This window comes from Hassallia byssoidea VB512170 (assembly GCF_000817785.2).
In the GTDB taxonomy this organism is placed as follows: Bacteria; Cyanobacteriota; Cyanobacteriia; order Cyanobacteriales; family Nostocaceae; genus Hassallia; species Hassallia carrinoi.
The window spans coordinates 13,929-30,887 of sequence record NZ_JTCM02000078.1; the positions used below are offsets into that span (position 1 = coordinate 13,929).

Here is a 16,959-nt window from a genome sequence, read left to right on the forward strand (position 1 = left end):
TTCTCACTATTATCCGTGAGAATTTCTCATGTCTTCAATTTAGATGCTTTGCCAGCAAGCATCTCTACCGCAGGAAAGATTCCTAATCTTGAGTTTATGGTAATACATCCCACTTCTTTTTATTGTAGTATATTTACATTCATTTTGTAGTGAGCGCTTCAGCGCTGAAGCGCTTACTACAAATTATCTAATTCCTTCGTTTGGCGTATCCGTGGGTTCTTCTGCTGGGGGAGCAAGTACGGCATCGGGAGCCATTTCTTCCATCGGAATTTTTGCTAATTCAGCAACAGCAGCTTCTTCAGCAACAGCAGCTTCTTTTGCAGCTTCTACTAATTCGGGTGCTGGGGGGTGAGGGGGAATTGCTTGGGGAGTTTCGCTTTTTGCTTCGGTGTCTGTAGTGGTTACAGCTTGTTGTGTAGCGATGTCAGAAGTTGTGGGAGTGGTTACAGCTTGTTGTGTAGCGATGTCAGAAGTTGTGGGAGTGGTTACAGCTTGTTCTGATATGGGGGTGCGTTTGTCAACAACCTCAACAGGAGTTTTGCTTGTAGGTACAGAAGTTGTTTGCGGAGTCTTTTTATTTAAAGTTTGTTGTGCTTTATCTTTCACTCCAGAGAAAATGTTGCCAAAGCCTTTTTGGATTTGGGCAAGCCGCTGTGGAAGTGAGATATTAGAAGCTTGATTTTCAATGGTATTTGTCACCGTTTCTGTACTGGGGATCGGGGTTTGTTGCGTTTTTGGTGTCACTTGCCGACGTAGTGACAGAGTTTGCGTTATCGACCAACCCAAAAGCGCCACACTAGCCACATGACCAAGTAAAAGACCCCCAGTAATGCGTCGGGCAAACACCCATAATACTAATGCGTAGAAAAATCCTACTCCACTCCAAATAAAGTCATTCTTGCGATGGATTTCCGGAAAAAAGAAAGCCGCTAAATAAATGGCTAAACTACCAAGACCGACCGCCAAAGCTAGGACATATGCCAGCATTTTGTGGTTACTCCTTACTGTGTCATTTGACATTGTGAATTCAGAAGTCAGGAGCCAGAAGCCAGAATACTTTCTACGAGACTAGCGTATGACTCGTTAATGAAAGCGAATTTACTTTGAACAAGGGAAAAGAAATTCAAAACCTCTTTAATACTGTATCTGTTTATGGTTCAGATTCTCCTGACTTCTGTACGGGCGAGGGAACCCCACCTTTAGTGTACGGGCGGGGAAACCCCGCCCCTACTTATTTTGCAAATTTTGCGAGAAAATTGTTGAATAAGATACAAATTAAAATTAATTATCTATTGTTAGTGTGATTTTTTGCAGTCCTAAGGAACTCTTAATCTCTTCTTTAGGAGAGAAGGGAAAATCTCGGACTACCCTTAAAGATAAAAGGATCTGCAAAAGTTAGCCAAAAGAATTTATGACACTACAAAGCTTTGGTGTGATTGGATTAGCCGTTATGGGTGAAAATATCGCTCTAAATGTCGAGCGTAATGGCTTTCCAATTGCAGTTTACAACCGCTCACGCGAGAAAACCGACGCCTTCATGGCACAGCGTGCCCCAGGAAGAAACGTAAAAGCAGCCTTTACCCTGGAAGAGTTTGTTGCCTCTTTAGAACGTCCCCGCAAAATTTTAGTGATGGTGCAAGCTGGTAAGCCAGTGGATGCAGTAATTGCCCAGCTAAAACCTCTGCTGTCTGAAGGTGACATTATTATTGACGGTGGCAATTCTTGGTTTGAAGATACTGAAAGACGCACTAAGGAATTAGAACCAGCCGGATTTCGGTTTATTGGGATGGGCGTCAGTGGTGGTGAAGAAGGAGCGTTAAACGGTCCTTCACTCATGCCTGGAGGTACGGAAAGTTCCTATGAGTATCTTTCGCCAATTTTTACGAAAATCGCGGCACAAGTCGATGATGGTCCTTGCGTAACTTACGTGGGTCCTGGTGGTGCCGGTCACTATGTAAAAATGGTACACAACGGCATTGAGTACGGCGATATGCAACTTATCGCTGAAGCTTACGATTTGCTGAAAAATGCCGCCGGTCTTGACCATAATCAGCTACACGAAGTTTTTGCTGAGTGGAACACTACCGATGAACTGAATTCGTTTTTGATTGAAATTACAGCGAATATTTTCCCCTACATTGACCCAGATACAAATCTACCTTTGGTGGATTTGATTGTGGATGCAGCAGGGCAAAAGGGAACTGGACGCTGGACTGTGCAAACTGCGTTAGAATTGGGGGTTGCGATTCCCACAATTACAGCGGCAGTAAATGCGCGGATTATGTCTTCGATTAAAGATGAGCGGGTTGCAGCATCGAAGATTCTGACTGGTCCTTCTGGCAAGTATGACGGACAGACCAAGGACTTTATCAATATGGTGCGCGATGCTCTATATTGCTCGAAAATCTGCTCATACGCTCAAGGGATGGCACTTTTAAGTACAGCTTCCAAAGCGTATAATTTTAACTTGAATTTAGGCGAAATGGCGCGGATTTGGAAGGGTGGCTGTATTATTCGCGCTGGATTCTTGAATAAAATTAAGAAGGCTTTTGACGAAAATCCTGCACTACCTAACTTGTTGTTGGCTCCGGAATTCAAGCAGACGATTCTCGACAGACAAGCAGCTTGGCGCGAAGTGTTGGCAACAGCAGCAAAATTGGGTATTCCCGTACCGGCATTTAGTGCGTCACTAGATTATTTTGACAGCTATCGACGCGATCGCCTACCCCAAAATCTCACTCAAGCACAACGCGACTACTTTGGGGCGCATACTTACTTGCGGACTGATAAATCTGGTACTTTCCACACTGAATGGGTTCCTATTGCTGAAACTAAGTAAGCTTTCACGTCTCTACATTTTGTGAAAGTTTAAAACGTTCAGGTTCTTTTATTTGAGGTGACTCTGAGTTTCAGGGTCACTTTCTTTTTGGGAATTGGGAATTGGTAATTGGGAATTGGTAATTATGTTCTACACCTATAGCCTTTTTTGGGAATTTTAGGGATTGTTATTTCCCAGATATTTCTTTTTTAATTCTTCTAATTCTTCATCTATTTGGCTTTTGCTAGCAGGTTGAGATGTCGGTTGTGGTGATGGTGTTTTTATGTTATTTTGAGGTTTGCTACCGCCAAGAAATTGTGTTTTCATTTCTTCTAATTCCAGATCGATTTGGCTGTTAGTTTTTGTAACAACCGCAGGTGTAGATGCTGGTGGTGGTTGAATTACAGGTTTTGCTGGTGTGACGGCTATATAAGGCTGTTGATTCAAATCTCTAAGAACTTCTTCTACTGTTTGGTAGCGACGCACGGGGATGCTTTCTAGCATTTTATCCAGGACTTTACCCAACTGCTCGTTTACAGGAGTTTTCAAGTATTGCCGCCAAATCCAAGTATCGTTGTTGATATCATAGGAGTCAAAAGGCGATCGCGCTGTTAATAAGCAAACACAAGTTGCACCCAAACTGTATATGTCGCTGGCAAAAATAGCTTTTCCTCTAATTTGTTCTGGTGCTACATATTCGGGGCTTCCTATACTTGTACCAGTTTGATTTAAGGCGGTGTTACTAGCAATTTTAGCTGCACCAAAGTCTACTAAAACTAGTTCGTTAGTACTTGCACGGCGAATAATATTTTCTGGCTTAATGTCGCGATGGATAACTTGTCTTTGATGACAAAATTGCAACACTGCTAATAAATTATTCAGTAATTGCCGTATTTGCGTTTCGTTGAAAGCGCCGTTTTGTGCTAGTTCTTGTGCTAGATTTTGCCCGTCGATGAATTCTTGGACGAGAAACTGGCGATCGTCTTGGGTAAAATATGCTAAAAGTTCGGGAATTTGCGGATGTTTGCCCAATTCATCTAAGCGCATCGCTTCTTGGGTAAACAATTCAACGGCTTTTTGTACGGTGTTAGTGCCTTGCGCTTGAGGGTAAAATTGCTTAATTACACAACGCGGTTTTGAAGGTTTATCCTCATCCACTGCCAAAAAAGTAATGCCAAAACCACCTTGTCCTATCGGTTTGATAGCACGGTAGCGGTCTTTGAGGAGTAATTTGGAGCCGCAAGTTTGGCAAAACTTGATCTTATCAGGATTCTGGGGTTTTGGACAACGGGGATTGAGACAGTAGCTCATGTTGAGGATTTTGGGATACCTGTCTTTATTGTGCCGCAGCGATCGCCATCAGGGGTGTATTTTATATTCGCCAATTATCTAGCTTCAGGCTGTAACCAAATGATTGAAGGCGCTGATAATGTGGTAAATTACCTGTAATTAAGGTTAAGTTATTTTGGATAGCGATCGCCGCGATCATACAATCGGCAAGTCCTATCGGTTGTCCTGTCCGTTCTAAATCTGCATAGATCCGTCCTGCCAATTCCGCATCAGGAAGTTGCAATGTTAACACCTCAGCAGCCGCAATCTGGGCAAAAAACTGCTGAATTCTATCTTCGCGTTGGCGCTTATGCCAGCCTTTGACAATTTCCAAGACTGTGATAGTGGAGATGGTATAGTGACCAAAAACGCCTAGGTAAACAGTAGCCCTAGATACTACGCGCTGATCTATACGTTTAAGGCTTTCAGAAAGAATGTCTGTGTCAAGTAGTACTTTGTCCAAAGCGTTGATTTAATGGGTGTGCTGCTCGATCTCTCATGATTTCTTCAAGTATCTCATCTATTAGCTCAGGTTCGTCGGCATAAAGTCCCAGTAAGGGGTAATTGTCAGCTTCTGTCACCGCTAGTTTATCAATGGCGTATGCTATTAGTTGCGACAAGTCACAATGGCGCGATTTTGCCAACCAACGTGCTTTTTCAAGGGTTTTTTCGTCGAGTTGCAATTCTATTTTTTCCACGGGGTAACATCTTTTAGTATCTGTGATGCAGCGATTTTAGCATTTGGATTTACTGTATCCTGCTCATTCATTGAGTTGGCTTTAATTTATTTTTGGTATCCTAGAATTGAGGTTTAATATACATATCCCATACTCTTTTCAACTGCTCTGCATCTGTTTGAGAAATTCGCCCGATTTTTGCCAGTAACAAAGACTGTTCTAAGCAGTCCAATCGAGATAAACGCACAGTTGAAGCCACTCGCAGACCACTGGCTAACCAATCAGTAAGTAACACGTCAGTTTGTGTGCGAGGTTTTGCAGATGTGACTATTGCAGCAACAACGTCGTCTCCATCCAACCAGAGTACAAGTATTGGGCGCTTTTTAGAACCAGTACCGCTTGTATAAGGAATATCTGCTACCCAAAATTCACCCGGTTGGATAGTCGTCATAGAGTCCTTCGTCTTCTGGTGCGTAGCCTTTTAAAAATGCATCATGAGTGCGAGTAATAACAGGGGAATTCGACTTTGGTTGAATGGTAATTATCCAACTTCCTGCACCCAAGCTTTCCACCAAAGATTCAGGTAGAGTCAACTTTTCTCCAGGTTTAAGTTCAATTTCGTAAGTGAGATTAACTACTTTACTTTTCATATTTTTCAAGATACTTGGCTATGCTGCAAGTCAGTTTCAGATGCTTTTATTTTGTAGATTTGCTCGAAGCGGAATGCTTTAATAACTGAACCCTCTGCAACAAAAGCTATGCTCGGACGTAGATACTCAAATGCAAAAATTACCTGAACTCGATAACCGTGGTCGTTTTCACATACCCATATTGTCATAAGTTTTTTACCAATAAAAGACTCACACCAATATAAAGTATTTACTACAGAAGGAGTATTAGTGCTTTCCTGTATTATCTCTATTTCATCAGTATCAGCTATTGGTAATAGTGTAATTGTTGTATTTTGAAAGAATAGTTTAACTTGGTCAAAGCAGAGTTGATTGCCAGCAAATTCTTTATCTTCAACAATTGAGACTGCTATTAAAGTCTCTCCGATTGGAAATTCATCTATTGCCATATTTTTCACGTTTCTTTCTTGTTTAAGAATTTTTATTGCAGTTTCGGCTTCTTCGTCTCCCTCGGCTGCAAGATTTGCTAATTATCCAACTTTCATATTTTGATAATCGCTTTGTAACTGATTAACCTGACCTTGCCCTTTCCCACGCTCTCGAATTGCATCGATTTTAGCATTTGCGAGAATGCAAGCTGTGAGAGAGCGATCGCACCATCTAACTAATATTAAGAGATTTTTTCAGTGCTGCTTGTACCAAAGTCAATATATCTGATGGTAAGATTCCTAACTGCTTTTGAAACACCGACTCACTTACCGTGGCAATTTTATCAGCCCTGATTAAAGATGTTTTTTTCAGACCTGTTTGTGGAAATTCAGGATGTGTGTCTGAAATCAACACCCAAGTTTCACGCAACTCACCAGCAGGAACTTTTGAGTAAATACCTAATATAATTAACTCTTCTCGATGAACTGCTAAAACAACGGCTGGTCTAAGTTTTGTGGAAGTTAAATCGCTAAAAGGGAAACCAACTAACCAGATTTCCAATGGTTTAGGTTTCGTCATTATAGATATCTTCTTCTGGGTCATTCCACTCATTAAATCCTGTTTCGGCAAGTTGCATCATTGTCACGGTTTCGAGCCTTTCTTCAATCTCTGCCATCAGTGCTACAAGTTCTTCAACTGGTAGCTGAAAAATCATCGCTTTAATTTCTTCAATATTGGCATTCACTGTCATAAACAATACTCCTTATTAGCAGTCTGCGCTGCTATCTTAGGCTGCAAACCGTTGAGAAAATCAAGAACGCTTACCAGACCATCAAGCCTCACTATTAGCTAAACCTGAGAGTGCAGCAGTAAAAGCCTCACTACCAAGCATTTTTGATTGATTTAGGGCAGTTTCAGCGGCTTGACCTAAAAGCATATCCTCTAATTCTGTGAGCCGATTAATTAATTTCTGGTAGCTTTCAGCCGAGATTATCACATGGCTTGGTCGTGATTGCTTTGTCAGTAAAACTGGCTCAATAGCAGCCTTGTCAAATACCTCACCGTGTTTGTTGCGAGCATCTGTAAGAGTGTAGGTCTGCATGGTAAGAACTGATGCGTGGCTATTTTGTACATTTTGTCTATATTTTACCAGTTAATCGCACCGCCAAATGTTGATAGTTTTGTCAAGACTGCCACTGGCAAGGGTCATACCATCGGGACTGAAAGCAACGGAATAAACCGACTCGGAATGTTCCTTCAGGGTGCAGATTTCCTGTCCATTTGCAAGATTCCACAGTTTGATGCTGTTGTCATTACTGCCACTGGCAAGGGTTGCACCATCGGGATTGAAAGCAACGGAACGAACCGAGTCGGAATGTTCTGTCAGGGTACGGATCTCCTGTTTGGTTGTTATATTCCACAGTTTTATAGTGTTGTCAACACAGCTACTGGCAAGGGTTACACCATCGGGACTGAAAGCAACGGAATAAACCCAGGCAGAATGCCCCCTGATGGTGCGGATTTCCTTTCCAGTTGCTAAATTCCACAGTTTAATAGTCCTGTCAACACTGCCACTAGCTACAATATTACTATCGGGACTTATGGCGACAGAATTAACCGGGTAGGAATGCCCCTGTAAGGTGCGGATTTGCTGTCCAGTTGCCAAATTCCACACTTTAATGGTGTTGTCACAACTCCCACTGGCAAGGATTACACCATCGGGACTTATAGCAACGGAACGAACCGAGTTTGAATGCCTGTCCAAATTCGACATTTCCCATCCGGTTGCCAGATTCCATAGTTTAATGTTCCTGTCAGCACTACCACTGGCAAGGGTTATACCATCGGGGCTTATAGCAAGGGAACAAACCCAGTCGGAATGCCACTGTAGGGTGCGGATTATTTGTCCAGTTGGCAAATTCCACAGTTTAATGGTGTTGTCATTACTCCCACTAGCAAGGGTTTCACCATCGGGACTTATAGCGACGGCACGAACCAAGTCGGAATGACCCTGAAGTGTGTGAACAAGTCGCCAATTCCGGGGTTTTGGTCGTAGAGAAACAATTTTCGGTGCTGGTTTTGGTGGTGGTGGGGGAGAGACAATTATCGGCGCTGGTTTTGGAGTAGGATTGCTTTTCGCTGTCGGGGTGGTTACTTGTTTCAATGCTGCAAGCACCTCATTAGCTGACTGATATCGCTCTTTCACATAGTCTTTCAGCAATTTATCCAAAACTTCAGCCAACTGGGTGCTGACATCTTTGCCTTTTTGCCGCAGATGTTCTCTCCAAAGCCACTTACCCTCTAGCGGATCGTAAAGTTCATCCACTTCGACTTGAGTTAGTAGATGTATGCAAGTCACGCCTAAACTATACAAATCACTGGCAGGATAAGCCTTACCACTACGCAGTTGTTCAATTGCTGCATATCCTTGTGTGCCAGCTTTTGTCCCAGTTTTGGTTAAAGCAGTATCGATTAACTGTTTTGCAACGCCAAAGTCGATTAAAATCAACTTGCCATCTATCTGACGGCGTAAAATATTTGTTGGCTTGATATCCCGGTGAATCACCTGCTGCTGATGGACAAATTGCAGCACAGGTAACAAATCATGCAACAATTCCCGAATTTGTGACTCGCTAAAAGCGCCGCGCTGTGCCAATTCCTGTGATAAATCTTGCCCATCGATAAATTGCTGCACCAGATACAAGCGTTTATCTTGCTCAAAGTAGGCAAACAGCGTCGGAATCTGCGGATGCTGTTCTCCCAGTTGTAATAATTGCCTTGCTTCTTGTTCAAACAACTCGGTCGCTTTGGTCATTGCTTGAGAATTGCCTTGAATTTCTGGTGAAGGAAAAAACTGCTTGATGACGCAACGAGCATTTAGCCGATATGCATCAACAGCTAAGAAAGTTCTGCCAAATCCCCCTTCACCAATTGGCTGAATCGCTTGATATTGATTTTTCAAGAGCAACTGTGAGCCACAAGTCAAGCAAAATTTTGTTGCATCTGGGTTTTGCGGCTTTTGGCAATTGGGATTGAGGCAATAAATCATACTAGGGATGGTTGGCAGATTTTTTCTACATTAAGTGTTCCCAAAATTCCAAATTTAAACGCAGAGGGGCACAGAGTTAAGCGCAGAGTTTCGCGGAGAATAATGAAATACTGTACTTAGTCCAAGTCATGCGGACTTTGTTTGTATAGCCGCATTCAGTCTGACGGAATTAAGGTATAGTTAAAGCGCTTATAACCAAGCTATTACCTAAGGGGGCTAAAACTAACCTTGCTACAAGCTATAAAGTATGTCTAGATGAAACCATAAAGTTATTGAGGCGAAAATTGATATGACAAGCTACCAAAGTAATCCTGAAGCGATCGCTACCGACGAAGAAACCATTGGCATCAACCATGTGGAAATAATCGAAAATGTCATCGATACTCTAGAACAAGATGACAGTGCAATGGTAAACCACGCCGCAGAAGGCGGTACTTTGTGGAAGTTTAAATACGGTAGTGTGGAAGTATTTGTCCAACTTGGCGGCAAAACCGATGAAGACACTTTAACCGTTTGGTCTGCGGTGTTAAAGTTACCCGCCAAAGATGAACCGAAGTTGATGCGGCAACTATTGGAAATGAACTGTTCTAGCACTTTTGAAGCGCGTTTTGGTATTATTGAAAATCAAGTAGTTGTCATCGCCATACGCACTCTCGCGGACTTGTCTGCTAGCGAAGTTTCCCGTTTAATTACCGTCGTCGCAAGTATCGCCGATAACAACGACGATGCGTTACAATCTGAGTTTGGTGCAACTTAAACGATTTTAGATTTTAGATTTTAGATTGGAGGTCAGCAAATAATCCAAAATCCGAAATCCAAAATCCAAAATACTTATCCGGTTTGGCGACTAATTCCGCTACTAGAAGCACCGGGACATGTGCAGATGGCTATTGACTGCTGGTTACTAGAACAGCATATCTTGGGACATCCGTCAAGTTTGCGGTTTTACACTTGGTCGCCACCCGCTATTTCTTTAGGCTATCATCAACGTCAATATCCCGAATCTTGGCAAGATATTGTTTGGCAAGGTGAGAAACTAAAATTAGTGCGGCGTCCTACAGGTGGACGCGCTGTGCTGCATCAAGGTGATTTAACTTATGCTGTAGTCACTTCCAGACTTGCTGGGAGTCGTATTCAGATGTATGAAAAAATTTGCGAGTTTTTGATTCAAGGATGGCGATCGCTTAACGTAGAATTGCACTACGGTACAGCAGGACGCGGCTACATTCACAATCCTAACTGTTTTGGCACTGCAACTAGTGCAGATTTAGTTACAGTTGATAATTGCAAACTCATAGGTAGCGCTCAACTGCGACGTGGTAACGCAATTTTACAACATGGTTCAATACGCTTGCAACCGAATGCAGAATTGTTTGCGGCTGTATTTGGTGCAGAATCTTTTACTTCTGTGCAACTTCCCCAAAACCTAACTAGAGAAACAATTATTGCTGCTTTGGTTGCAGCAGCTAGCGATTGTTTTAATATTCAATTAGTTTTGCAACCCTTATCAAAAGATGAGTGGAAACAGATTTTGTCTAAATAGATGATTTGAGCAAAATATCACACAACAGGCTTTCTAAATGACTAAAAATATATACAAACAAATCATTGCAATGGGTGGTGGAGGCTTTTCAATGGAACCGGAAAACCCTCTACTGGATAGATACATCTTAGGACTATCGAAAAAGGAAATACCAAAAATTTGCTTTGTTCCTACAGCTAGCGGTGATTCTGATAAATATATAGTTCGATTTTACTCAGCTTTTGTCCAACAGCTTTGTAAACCATCTCATTTGTCTTTGTTTAACCCACCTACAAATGACCTGAGGTCTTTCGTGCTTGAGCAGGACATAATTTATGTAGGAGGGGGAAACACTAAAAATCTAATTGCTTTATGGAAGGAGTGGGGACTTGACCATATCTTGAGAGAAGCTTGGGAAAGTGGAATTATTCTCTGTGGTTTGAGTGCAGGTTCTATTTGTTGGTTTGAACAAGCAGTGACGGATTCTATCCCCAAACAAATGACTGTCTTGCAATGCCTTGGCTTTCTTAAAGGTAGTAACTGTCCGCATTATGATGGAGAACAAGAACGAAGACCTTCCTACCATCGACTTTTATCACAAGGGTTAATTAGCGAAGGATACGCAGCTGATGATGGAGTTGGTTTGCACTTTATCCAAGATAAATTAGAGAAAATCGTCAGTTCTCGTCTTCATGCAAAAGCTTATCGGTTGGAAAAGATAGGTGAGACAGTCAAAGAAACACTTTTAGAGCCAACTTATTTAGGAAAGATTTGATATTTACAGTTCGTTTTTCCGTTACTTGTGCGTAAGTCCTATAAAAAATAAGTCCTGGTTGCGAAAACCAGAACTTTCAGAAATATTAAAAGCTGGACAAAAATCCTTATACGATGTGGATAAAAACACCTGCCAAAAGAGAACCTGTTGCGCCAATAGCAATTAATAAATAGGTGAAAAATCTGCCAAATTCCGGGTTTTGTCCTAATACTTTATCTTCTTTACCCGCTGTGAAAAACAATGACCAAGCTTGGTTGACATTGATTGTCTTAAAGCTGTTGAAATCAGGTCTAAATACAACGGGTCCGAGTAAATCTTTTTTGGGAAAGTCAAAATCAGTTCTCATTGTATTTCTCCAAATTTAATTTAAATTTATTTGTTGATGTCTGCGTAGCTAGATTACAAAATTGTCAACCAGGCGATCGCACCATGTCCGGTGAAAACTTCGATGGCGATAAGTGCAACAAAGCCAATCATTGCTAAACGACCATTCAGCTTTTCTGCATACTCGGTGAAACCAAAGCCGGGATTCTGGTCTACGTACATTTTTGGCTCAATGGCGTAGTTATTCAGGCGGTTTTGTTCTTCTACTACATAGCTGCGTGATGTCATGGTCTTTTTCCTTAAGTTTGTTTTCTTGTTAAAGAATGTAACATTATGTAAATAATTTTTGCAAGTACTTGACAAGATAAAATATTTTTATCAACTGTATAAGGTGTGTTTGAGAGTGGCAAAATTAAGATGGGAATGATAGAACGAACCGCAGAGGCGCGGAGGACACGGAGAAATAAGAGTTGGGGAGAGTTTTTGCGTAAGTACTATAAGAATATTTCTCGGTTTTCAGCATAGAATGGCGCGTAAAGGTTACACTCTCCCGGTTTTCGCTGTTGCAGCGGCAAAGGCAGCTTTATTGCGTTTGCAAAACAGTGCAGATGTGATATTGTCGGTTCGGCTGGATTTGCTTGGTGATGATGCAGAGATTTTAGTTGAGCAAGTGGCTAGTTTAGAATTAACTAGTGCGTTGGCGATCGCTCTGTCTGACCCAGGTGATAATTTGGATTTGACGAGGAATACTCCTGTTTGGGCTTGGGTGAAGTTATTGCCGCGAGAAGACCAGGCTTTGGTTTTAGAAGCGGGTGAGGGATTGGGGAAAACGGCAGGGGGAGAAGCTGCTATTTATAGTTATGCGAGACGACTTTTTGAAGCGAATTTGTTACCGCTAATTCCTGAAGATAAAACTGCGATCGTGCGGATTATCCTTCCTGAAGGTCGTCAACTGGCTGAACGCACATCTAATGCAGCTTTTGGTATTTTAGAGGGTTTGGCGTTGTTGGGAACTAGTGGGATTTCTCAACCGATGAGTGCTGCTGACCACTTAGAAGAATTTCGCGCCATTTTACAAGATAAAGTGCAGCGTTTTCGCAATTTGGTATTTTGTATTGGTAGCAATGGTTACTCTGTGGCGCAGCGTTTGGGGATTCCAGAAGAAGTTATTGTTTCAACGGGTAACTGGCTGGGTGCAATGCTGGTAGAAGCGGGACTTTATCAAGCTGAATCAGTGCTGTTGCTGGGATACCAAGGAAAGTTAATTAAGCTAGCAGGGGGAATTTTTAATACGTCAAGTCACTTGGCGGATGCTAAGTTAGAAATTATTGCAGCTGCTGTTGCTGTTATAGGTGATATCTCAGCAGTTCAGGCAATTTTGCAACTGAAGACAGCTGATGAAGCGTATAAAAAGTTGGTGGAACTCAACTTGGCAGATGCGGTGTTTGCTGCTTTGGCTGAAAAGATTAGCCAGAAAGCAGAGAATTACGTGAAAAAGTATGCAGATTACTCTTTGAAGGTGGGGGTAATTTTGTTTGACCGTCAAGGTAAAATCATTAGTCAGGATACGAAGGCTAAGGAATTGCTCGATTTTTCTTCGTAGTAAGGACTTCAGTCCTCATCTTATATATGAGGACTGAAGTCCTTACTTGCTAGAACTTTACGGGTAGCGAATCGAATCCCTTGAAGAGCAGACTTTTATGTTTTGTTGGAATAGCTTGCTTATCCGGATCGAACCTGAGATTCGGTAGTCTTCTAAGTAATGTGGTCAAGCAAATAGTTAACTCCATGCGAGCTAAAACCGCTCCCAGACAAGAGTGAATGCCTGAACCAAACCCAAGGTGTTCGTTGGGCGATCGCGTAATATTGAAAACGGACGGTGAGTCAAACTTTTGGGGGTCATGATTCGCTGCCCCAAGCCCCAGTGCGATGACGCTACCCTTAGGGATATCCTTACCGCCAATCGTCAGGTCAAGTTTTGCAATCCGAAAGAAAAAAGGAACGGAGGTATCGAAACGGATCATTTCTTCGACAGCGGAATTGATCAAAGCCGGATTTTGTTGCAGTTTTTGCAGTTGGTCGGGATGACGCAGCAGTGCATTCACCCCATTGGAAATCATGTCTGTGATGGTTAACAGACCTGCACCTAAGATTTGAATGCATAGAGATGGGAGTTCCTCAAAATTAAATCCCTGCTCAAGGTAAGCCACGGTCAGTAGGCTAATCATGTCAGTTCCGGGTTGCCGACGCCGTTGTTCAATCAGTTGCCTGATTAGTGCAGAAAACTGTACGGCAGCTCGGTCTGCATGAAGTGCAAATTCTTCAATTTCAATATTTGAGCCGCCCGGTGCACCCCAAAATGTGCCAATATTCATTGTCCATTCGAGCATGTTCGCTCTGTCGGTTTCTGGCACGCCAAATATCTCAGGAAGAATGAACAATGGTAGTGGTATCGACAAATCGGATACAATATCCATGCCACCTTGATTTTGAACGTTATCCAACAATCGATCGGTGGTGTTCTGGATAATGGATCGCCAGCTTTCCAAAGCACGAGTTGTAAATCCCTGATTGCCTAATTTCCGTAGTTGGGTGTGCTTTGGTGGATCTTGCTCAACCATTATTTTTGTTATCAGATCAAGGAAATTCTGGATCAGGTTGACATCCAAAGAACCTAACTGATTGATAAACAACGCTGTGCGGTTTGAACTCAAACGCTCATCCCGTAAAGCCGCCTCAACATCTCTATAGCGTGTCAAAATCCAGTAGCCAAAAGACTCACAATAGTGAACGGGGTCTTCTTCACGCATCCGTTTGAAGAGTGGATAGGAATTGACCAAAGCTCCTGATGCAAACAGATCGTAGGTTTGCTGGTTTGCTCTTGCTGGCATATTCAAGTGTTGTGAATTCATTTGCTTAATCTCAATTAAGAGTGAACTAAAAAAATTAGGTAGTCACGCGATCGCCTCACATCATGTCCGGTTAAAAACTTATCATTAAGGGGGCAAAGGGTAGGGGGAAAGAAAGTTTTAAGGTATTTTAACTGCTTGACTCATTGGTAACAAGTTAAATGCAATTGATTTTTGTCAATACATCTAAAGAGGTAAATAAATTGAGTGTTATTAACAAGTCTTCGCTTAATATTTGCTGTGATGAAAAATCACGTTCAACTCAGAATAGACAAGTAGTTGAGGGATTGTGGTGAAGCGTAAGCGCTACTTTAAAAAACGCTCTCGTGACCACGCGCTCAAAGACTTCATTGTTTCCATTTTTCTTGCTTATCTCTAACATTTCACGCCCAATTCTGCTCATGTTTTGAGCTTTTTATGCAAACCTAAACACTTTCTTTATTTAACGAGCGCAGGTTGCGATAACGCTTTGCACTATCGTCTTTATGGCTAGGCTTGTTATCTTATCTACGCAATATAACGTAATTATTAGTGAAAATAATCACAAAATAATATTTCACTTATCTTTCTCTCCAAATGTTACACTTTTGCACACCTTATTTACCTATTCGGGGTTTATCCCGATAATATGTAATGAAGGCGATCGCGTTGGCATCAGCTAACTTCGCTTATAGGATAAGCATATTTGTCTTCGTAGTAAGGACTGAAGTCCTTATCTTATATATGAGGACTGAAGTCCTCACTACGAATTTATTAAGAGCGATCGCGTGTTTGTCCAACCATAAGCGACTTCAACAAACTCTACTTTGCCTCTTTCGATTAGCTTTTCTTTCACTAGTTGACCACCGAGGCTTTCATAAAATTTACATGCTGGATTATCCGCCAAAACCCACACTAACATTGAACTAACATTTAATTGCACAAGTCTGGCGGCAATAGTAGATACAAGGTTATGTCCTATACCTTGACCTTGGTATTTTTCCACAATGTAAATCGCATTCAATTCACCTTTATATATTGGGTCGTTAGTTTGTTCTAAACCACCATTAGCAAAACCAACAATTTGCCCGACATCCTCAACAACGTAGGTAAAGTTATCCTGAACTGTATTGCTCAAAATTTGAGCCCATCCTGTCTCTCGCTTTTCATAAGATAAATTTGCCAGAAAATCTTCTGGCATTATATGACGGTAAGTTGTCCGCCAAGTGTCTATATGCACTTTGGCGATCGCGTTGGCATCAGCTAACTTCGCTTCTCGGATAAGCATATTTTTCTTCGTAGTGAGGACTTTAGTCCTCATCTTATATATGAGGACTAAAGTCCTCACTACGGTTAGCGTTTCTTTCAAATCAATTTATAATTCCTCTCCTGCTGGTAGCGGGAAGGTTTCACCGGCTAGATAAGCCTCATAATTATGTTGAAAGTACAGCCATGAGGTCATATCTTCTCCTTCAATAAAGGATTTTGGTGCCTTCCTATATAGAGGAACGCGGGTATTAATTTCATCTTGAAGCAGTTGCGGTAACTCGCTTAAGCCATCGACTTTACTACCATAAGCACTGTATATCAAATGACCCTCACGCGCTCCCATTTTCATCCAAGGAAGCCATTGACCGATTCTATCCCAACTCAACCTAAGTTGAGAAACTGAGGGTAATTCTGAGTTTAATAAATCTGCGGTGGGGACGGTGATTTTAAATAACTCTGCTGCCTGATAAGTTGGATTTGGGCAATATTCAGCAAACTTTGGATCGTCTGCCAGAGGATTGGGGTAAGTGGGAAATATATCAAATACGAAGGTTGTAATGTCACCATCTACTTGTGCGGGAAACTTACCTTTAAACTGACCTTGTACGGGATTATTCGCAACATGCATCACCGGCACTTTCTCACCCGTCCAAGGATTTTCCCATTTTTGCACAATCTCGCTTGTCTTTGGGTCGAGGTAGTAAGTCAGTTCTCTAGAGGTAAAATCCCAGCTACCCTCTTCTGTGGGAATACACCTACTCACACTCATTCCCAACATTTCAAACAGAAGTTTTTTCTTCTCACCTGGTATAAAAGCGTAAATTGCACCTTTCCAAACCAAAAAGGTTGATTGGGTGGGATCGAGGGAAGCACGAGTCTTTATCCATGCTTGAGCATCAAATTCTTGAGTTTCGGCAACCATTTTTTGGCTCCTTGCTATGTGAGGTTGAAGGGGGAAAAGGGTAGTATCAGCTACCAACTTACTGAGTGTACATTCTCCTGCTTGTTTTATATAGCTCGTAGTCAGCAATTCATTGCTTAGTACAGTTTTCTGCATCTTGACGCATTAACATTGTATCGAGATGCGATCGCATTGCATCGGGATGCATTGGCATTGCATCGGGATGCATTGGCATTGCATCGGGATGCATTGGCATTGCATCGGGATGCATTGGCATTGTATCGGGATGCATTGGCATTGCATCGGGATGCATTGGCATTGCATCGGGATGCATTGGCATTGCATCGGG

The 16,959-nt window shown here is 42.1% G+C and carries 22 protein-coding genes; 5 read left to right on the plus strand and 17 right to left on the minus strand.

Annotation, left to right across the window (positions count from 1 at the left end):
• Window positions 1-183 precede the first annotated feature (183 nt).
• A complete protein-coding gene (locus tag PI95_RS24760; protein WP_163519166.1) occupies window positions 184-987 on the minus strand; it encodes a Ycf66 family protein in 804 nt (267 codons plus the stop codon).
• Window positions 988-1,411: 424 nt separating this feature from the next.
• Between PI95_RS24760 and gnd the strand changes: the two genes are divergently transcribed.
• Complete coding sequence (gene gnd, locus PI95_RS24765; RefSeq protein ID WP_039737718.1) at window positions 1,412-2,839, plus strand: NADP-dependent phosphogluconate dehydrogenase; 1,428 nt, start codon at window positions 1,412-1,414, stop codon at window positions 2,837-2,839.
• A 156-nt stretch (window positions 2,840-2,995) separates the two neighbouring features.
• Here gnd and PI95_RS24770 read toward each other — a convergent pair whose 3' ends face one another.
• From PI95_RS24770 to PI95_RS24820, 10 genes are all read right to left on the minus strand, one after another.
• Window positions 2,996-4,129, minus strand: coding sequence for a serine/threonine-protein kinase (locus tag PI95_RS24770; RefSeq protein ID WP_039737719.1), 1,134 nt, complete (start codon window positions 4,127-4,129; stop codon window positions 2,996-2,998).
• Between the two features lie 61 nt (window positions 4,130-4,190).
• Complete coding sequence (locus tag PI95_RS24775; RefSeq protein WP_039737721.1) at window positions 4,191-4,610, minus strand: type II toxin-antitoxin system VapC family toxin; 420 nt, start codon at window positions 4,608-4,610, stop codon at window positions 4,191-4,193.
• Window positions 4,591-4,845, minus strand: a complete 255-nt coding sequence (locus tag PI95_RS24780) for a hypothetical protein (protein ID WP_039737723.1) — start codon at window positions 4,843-4,845, stop codon at window positions 4,591-4,593. Before PI95_RS24780 ends, PI95_RS24775 begins: the two co-directional genes overlap by 20 nt.
• Before the next feature lie 100 nt (window positions 4,846-4,945).
• A complete protein-coding gene (locus PI95_RS24785; RefSeq protein ID WP_039737725.1) occupies window positions 4,946-5,275 on the minus strand; it encodes a type II toxin-antitoxin system PemK/MazF family toxin in 330 nt (109 codons plus the stop codon).
• Window positions 5,253-5,474, minus strand: a complete 222-nt coding sequence (locus PI95_RS24790; RefSeq protein ID WP_039737729.1) for a hypothetical protein — start codon at window positions 5,472-5,474, stop codon at window positions 5,253-5,255. The genes PI95_RS24785 and PI95_RS24790 overlap by 23 nt, the downstream gene beginning before the upstream one ends.
• 5 nt (window positions 5,475-5,479) lie before the next feature.
• A complete protein-coding gene (locus PI95_RS24795; protein ID WP_039737732.1) occupies window positions 5,480-5,902 on the minus strand; it encodes a DUF6334 family protein in 423 nt (140 codons plus the stop codon).
• 211 nt (window positions 5,903-6,113) lie between these two features.
• On the minus strand, window positions 6,114-6,461 hold the full coding sequence (locus PI95_RS24800) for a type II toxin-antitoxin system PemK/MazF family toxin (RefSeq protein ID WP_039737734.1): 348 nt from the start codon (window positions 6,459-6,461) through the stop codon (window positions 6,114-6,116).
• Window positions 6,448-6,633 (minus strand): hypothetical protein, encoded by a 186-nt coding sequence (locus PI95_RS24805; RefSeq protein ID WP_039737736.1) that lies wholly within the window; start codon window positions 6,631-6,633, stop codon window positions 6,448-6,450. The genes PI95_RS24800 and PI95_RS24805 overlap by 14 nt, the downstream gene beginning before the upstream one ends.
• 81 nt (window positions 6,634-6,714) lie before the next feature.
• The gene (locus PI95_RS24815; protein WP_039737739.1) at window positions 6,715-6,984 is read right to left on the minus strand and encodes a type II toxin-antitoxin system Phd/YefM family antitoxin; all 270 of its coding nucleotides are present in this window, start codon (window positions 6,982-6,984) and stop codon (window positions 6,715-6,717) included.
• Between the two features lie 51 nt (window positions 6,985-7,035).
• Window positions 7,036-8,931 carry a serine/threonine-protein kinase gene (locus tag PI95_RS24820; RefSeq protein ID WP_039737741.1) on the minus strand — a complete coding sequence of 632 codons (1,896 nt, stop codon included), beginning with the start codon at window positions 8,929-8,931 and terminating at the stop codon, window positions 7,036-7,038.
• A 289-nt stretch (window positions 8,932-9,220) separates the two neighbouring features.
• On the opposite strand from PI95_RS24820, the gene PI95_RS24825 reads away from it, so the two are divergent.
• The 3 genes from PI95_RS24825 (at window position 9,221) to PI95_RS24835 (ending at window position 11,228) form a co-directional block, all read left to right on the plus strand.
• Window positions 9,221-9,688 carry a YbjN domain-containing protein gene (locus PI95_RS24825; protein WP_039737742.1) on the plus strand — a complete coding sequence of 156 codons (468 nt, stop codon included), beginning with the start codon at window positions 9,221-9,223 and terminating at the stop codon, window positions 9,686-9,688.
• Window positions 9,689-9,814: 126 nt separating this feature from the next.
• Window positions 9,815-10,474 carry a lipoate--protein ligase family protein gene (locus PI95_RS24830; RefSeq protein ID WP_163519168.1) on the plus strand — a complete coding sequence of 220 codons (660 nt, stop codon included), beginning with the start codon at window positions 9,815-9,817 and terminating at the stop codon, window positions 10,472-10,474.
• A gap of 37 nt (window positions 10,475-10,511) precedes the next feature.
• Window positions 10,512-11,228: a Type 1 glutamine amidotransferase-like domain-containing protein gene (locus PI95_RS24835; protein WP_039737745.1), complete on the plus strand. Its 717-nt coding sequence runs from the start codon at window positions 10,512-10,514 to the stop codon at window positions 11,226-11,228.
• A gap of 106 nt (window positions 11,229-11,334) precedes the next feature.
• On the opposite strand, the gene PI95_RS24840 is transcribed toward PI95_RS24835, so the two are convergent.
• Both PI95_RS24840 and PI95_RS24845 read right to left on the minus strand, forming a co-directional pair.
• Window positions 11,335-11,574, minus strand: a complete 240-nt coding sequence (locus PI95_RS24840) for a hypothetical protein (protein WP_039737746.1) — start codon at window positions 11,572-11,574, stop codon at window positions 11,335-11,337.
• 53 nt (window positions 11,575-11,627) lie between these two features.
• Window positions 11,628-11,840 carry a CAB/ELIP/HLIP family chlorophyll-binding protein gene (locus PI95_RS24845; protein WP_029632563.1) on the minus strand — a complete coding sequence of 71 codons (213 nt, stop codon included), beginning with the start codon at window positions 11,838-11,840 and terminating at the stop codon, window positions 11,628-11,630.
• A 238-nt stretch (window positions 11,841-12,078) separates the two neighbouring features.
• On the opposite strand from PI95_RS24845, the gene cbiD reads away from it, so the two are divergent.
• Entirely contained in the window at window positions 12,079-13,155 is a 1,077-nt protein-coding gene (gene cbiD / locus PI95_RS24850) for a cobalt-precorrin-5B (C(1))-methyltransferase CbiD (RefSeq protein WP_039737749.1), read from the plus strand.
• 49 nt (window positions 13,156-13,204) lie between these two features.
• On the opposite strand, the gene PI95_RS24855 is transcribed toward cbiD, so the two are convergent.
• The 4 genes from PI95_RS24855 to PI95_RS24870 form a co-directional block, all read right to left on the minus strand.
• On the minus strand, window positions 13,205-14,464 hold the full coding sequence (locus tag PI95_RS24855) for a cytochrome P450 (RefSeq protein WP_163519169.1): 1,260 nt from the start codon (window positions 14,462-14,464) through the stop codon (window positions 13,205-13,207).
• Window positions 14,465-15,203: 739 nt separating this feature from the next.
• The gene (locus PI95_RS24860) at window positions 15,204-15,728 is read right to left on the minus strand and encodes a GNAT family N-acetyltransferase (protein ID WP_039737752.1); all 525 of its coding nucleotides are present in this window, start codon (window positions 15,726-15,728) and stop codon (window positions 15,204-15,206) included.
• 87 nt (window positions 15,729-15,815) lie between these two features.
• The gene (locus PI95_RS24865) at window positions 15,816-16,631 is read right to left on the minus strand and encodes a DUF1838 domain-containing protein (protein WP_039737753.1); all 816 of its coding nucleotides are present in this window, start codon (window positions 16,629-16,631) and stop codon (window positions 15,816-15,818) included.
• 109 nt (window positions 16,632-16,740) lie between these two features.
• The coding region (locus tag PI95_RS24870) for a hypothetical protein (RefSeq protein WP_201280590.1) at window positions 16,741-16,959 on the minus strand (219 nt) is incomplete at its 5' end.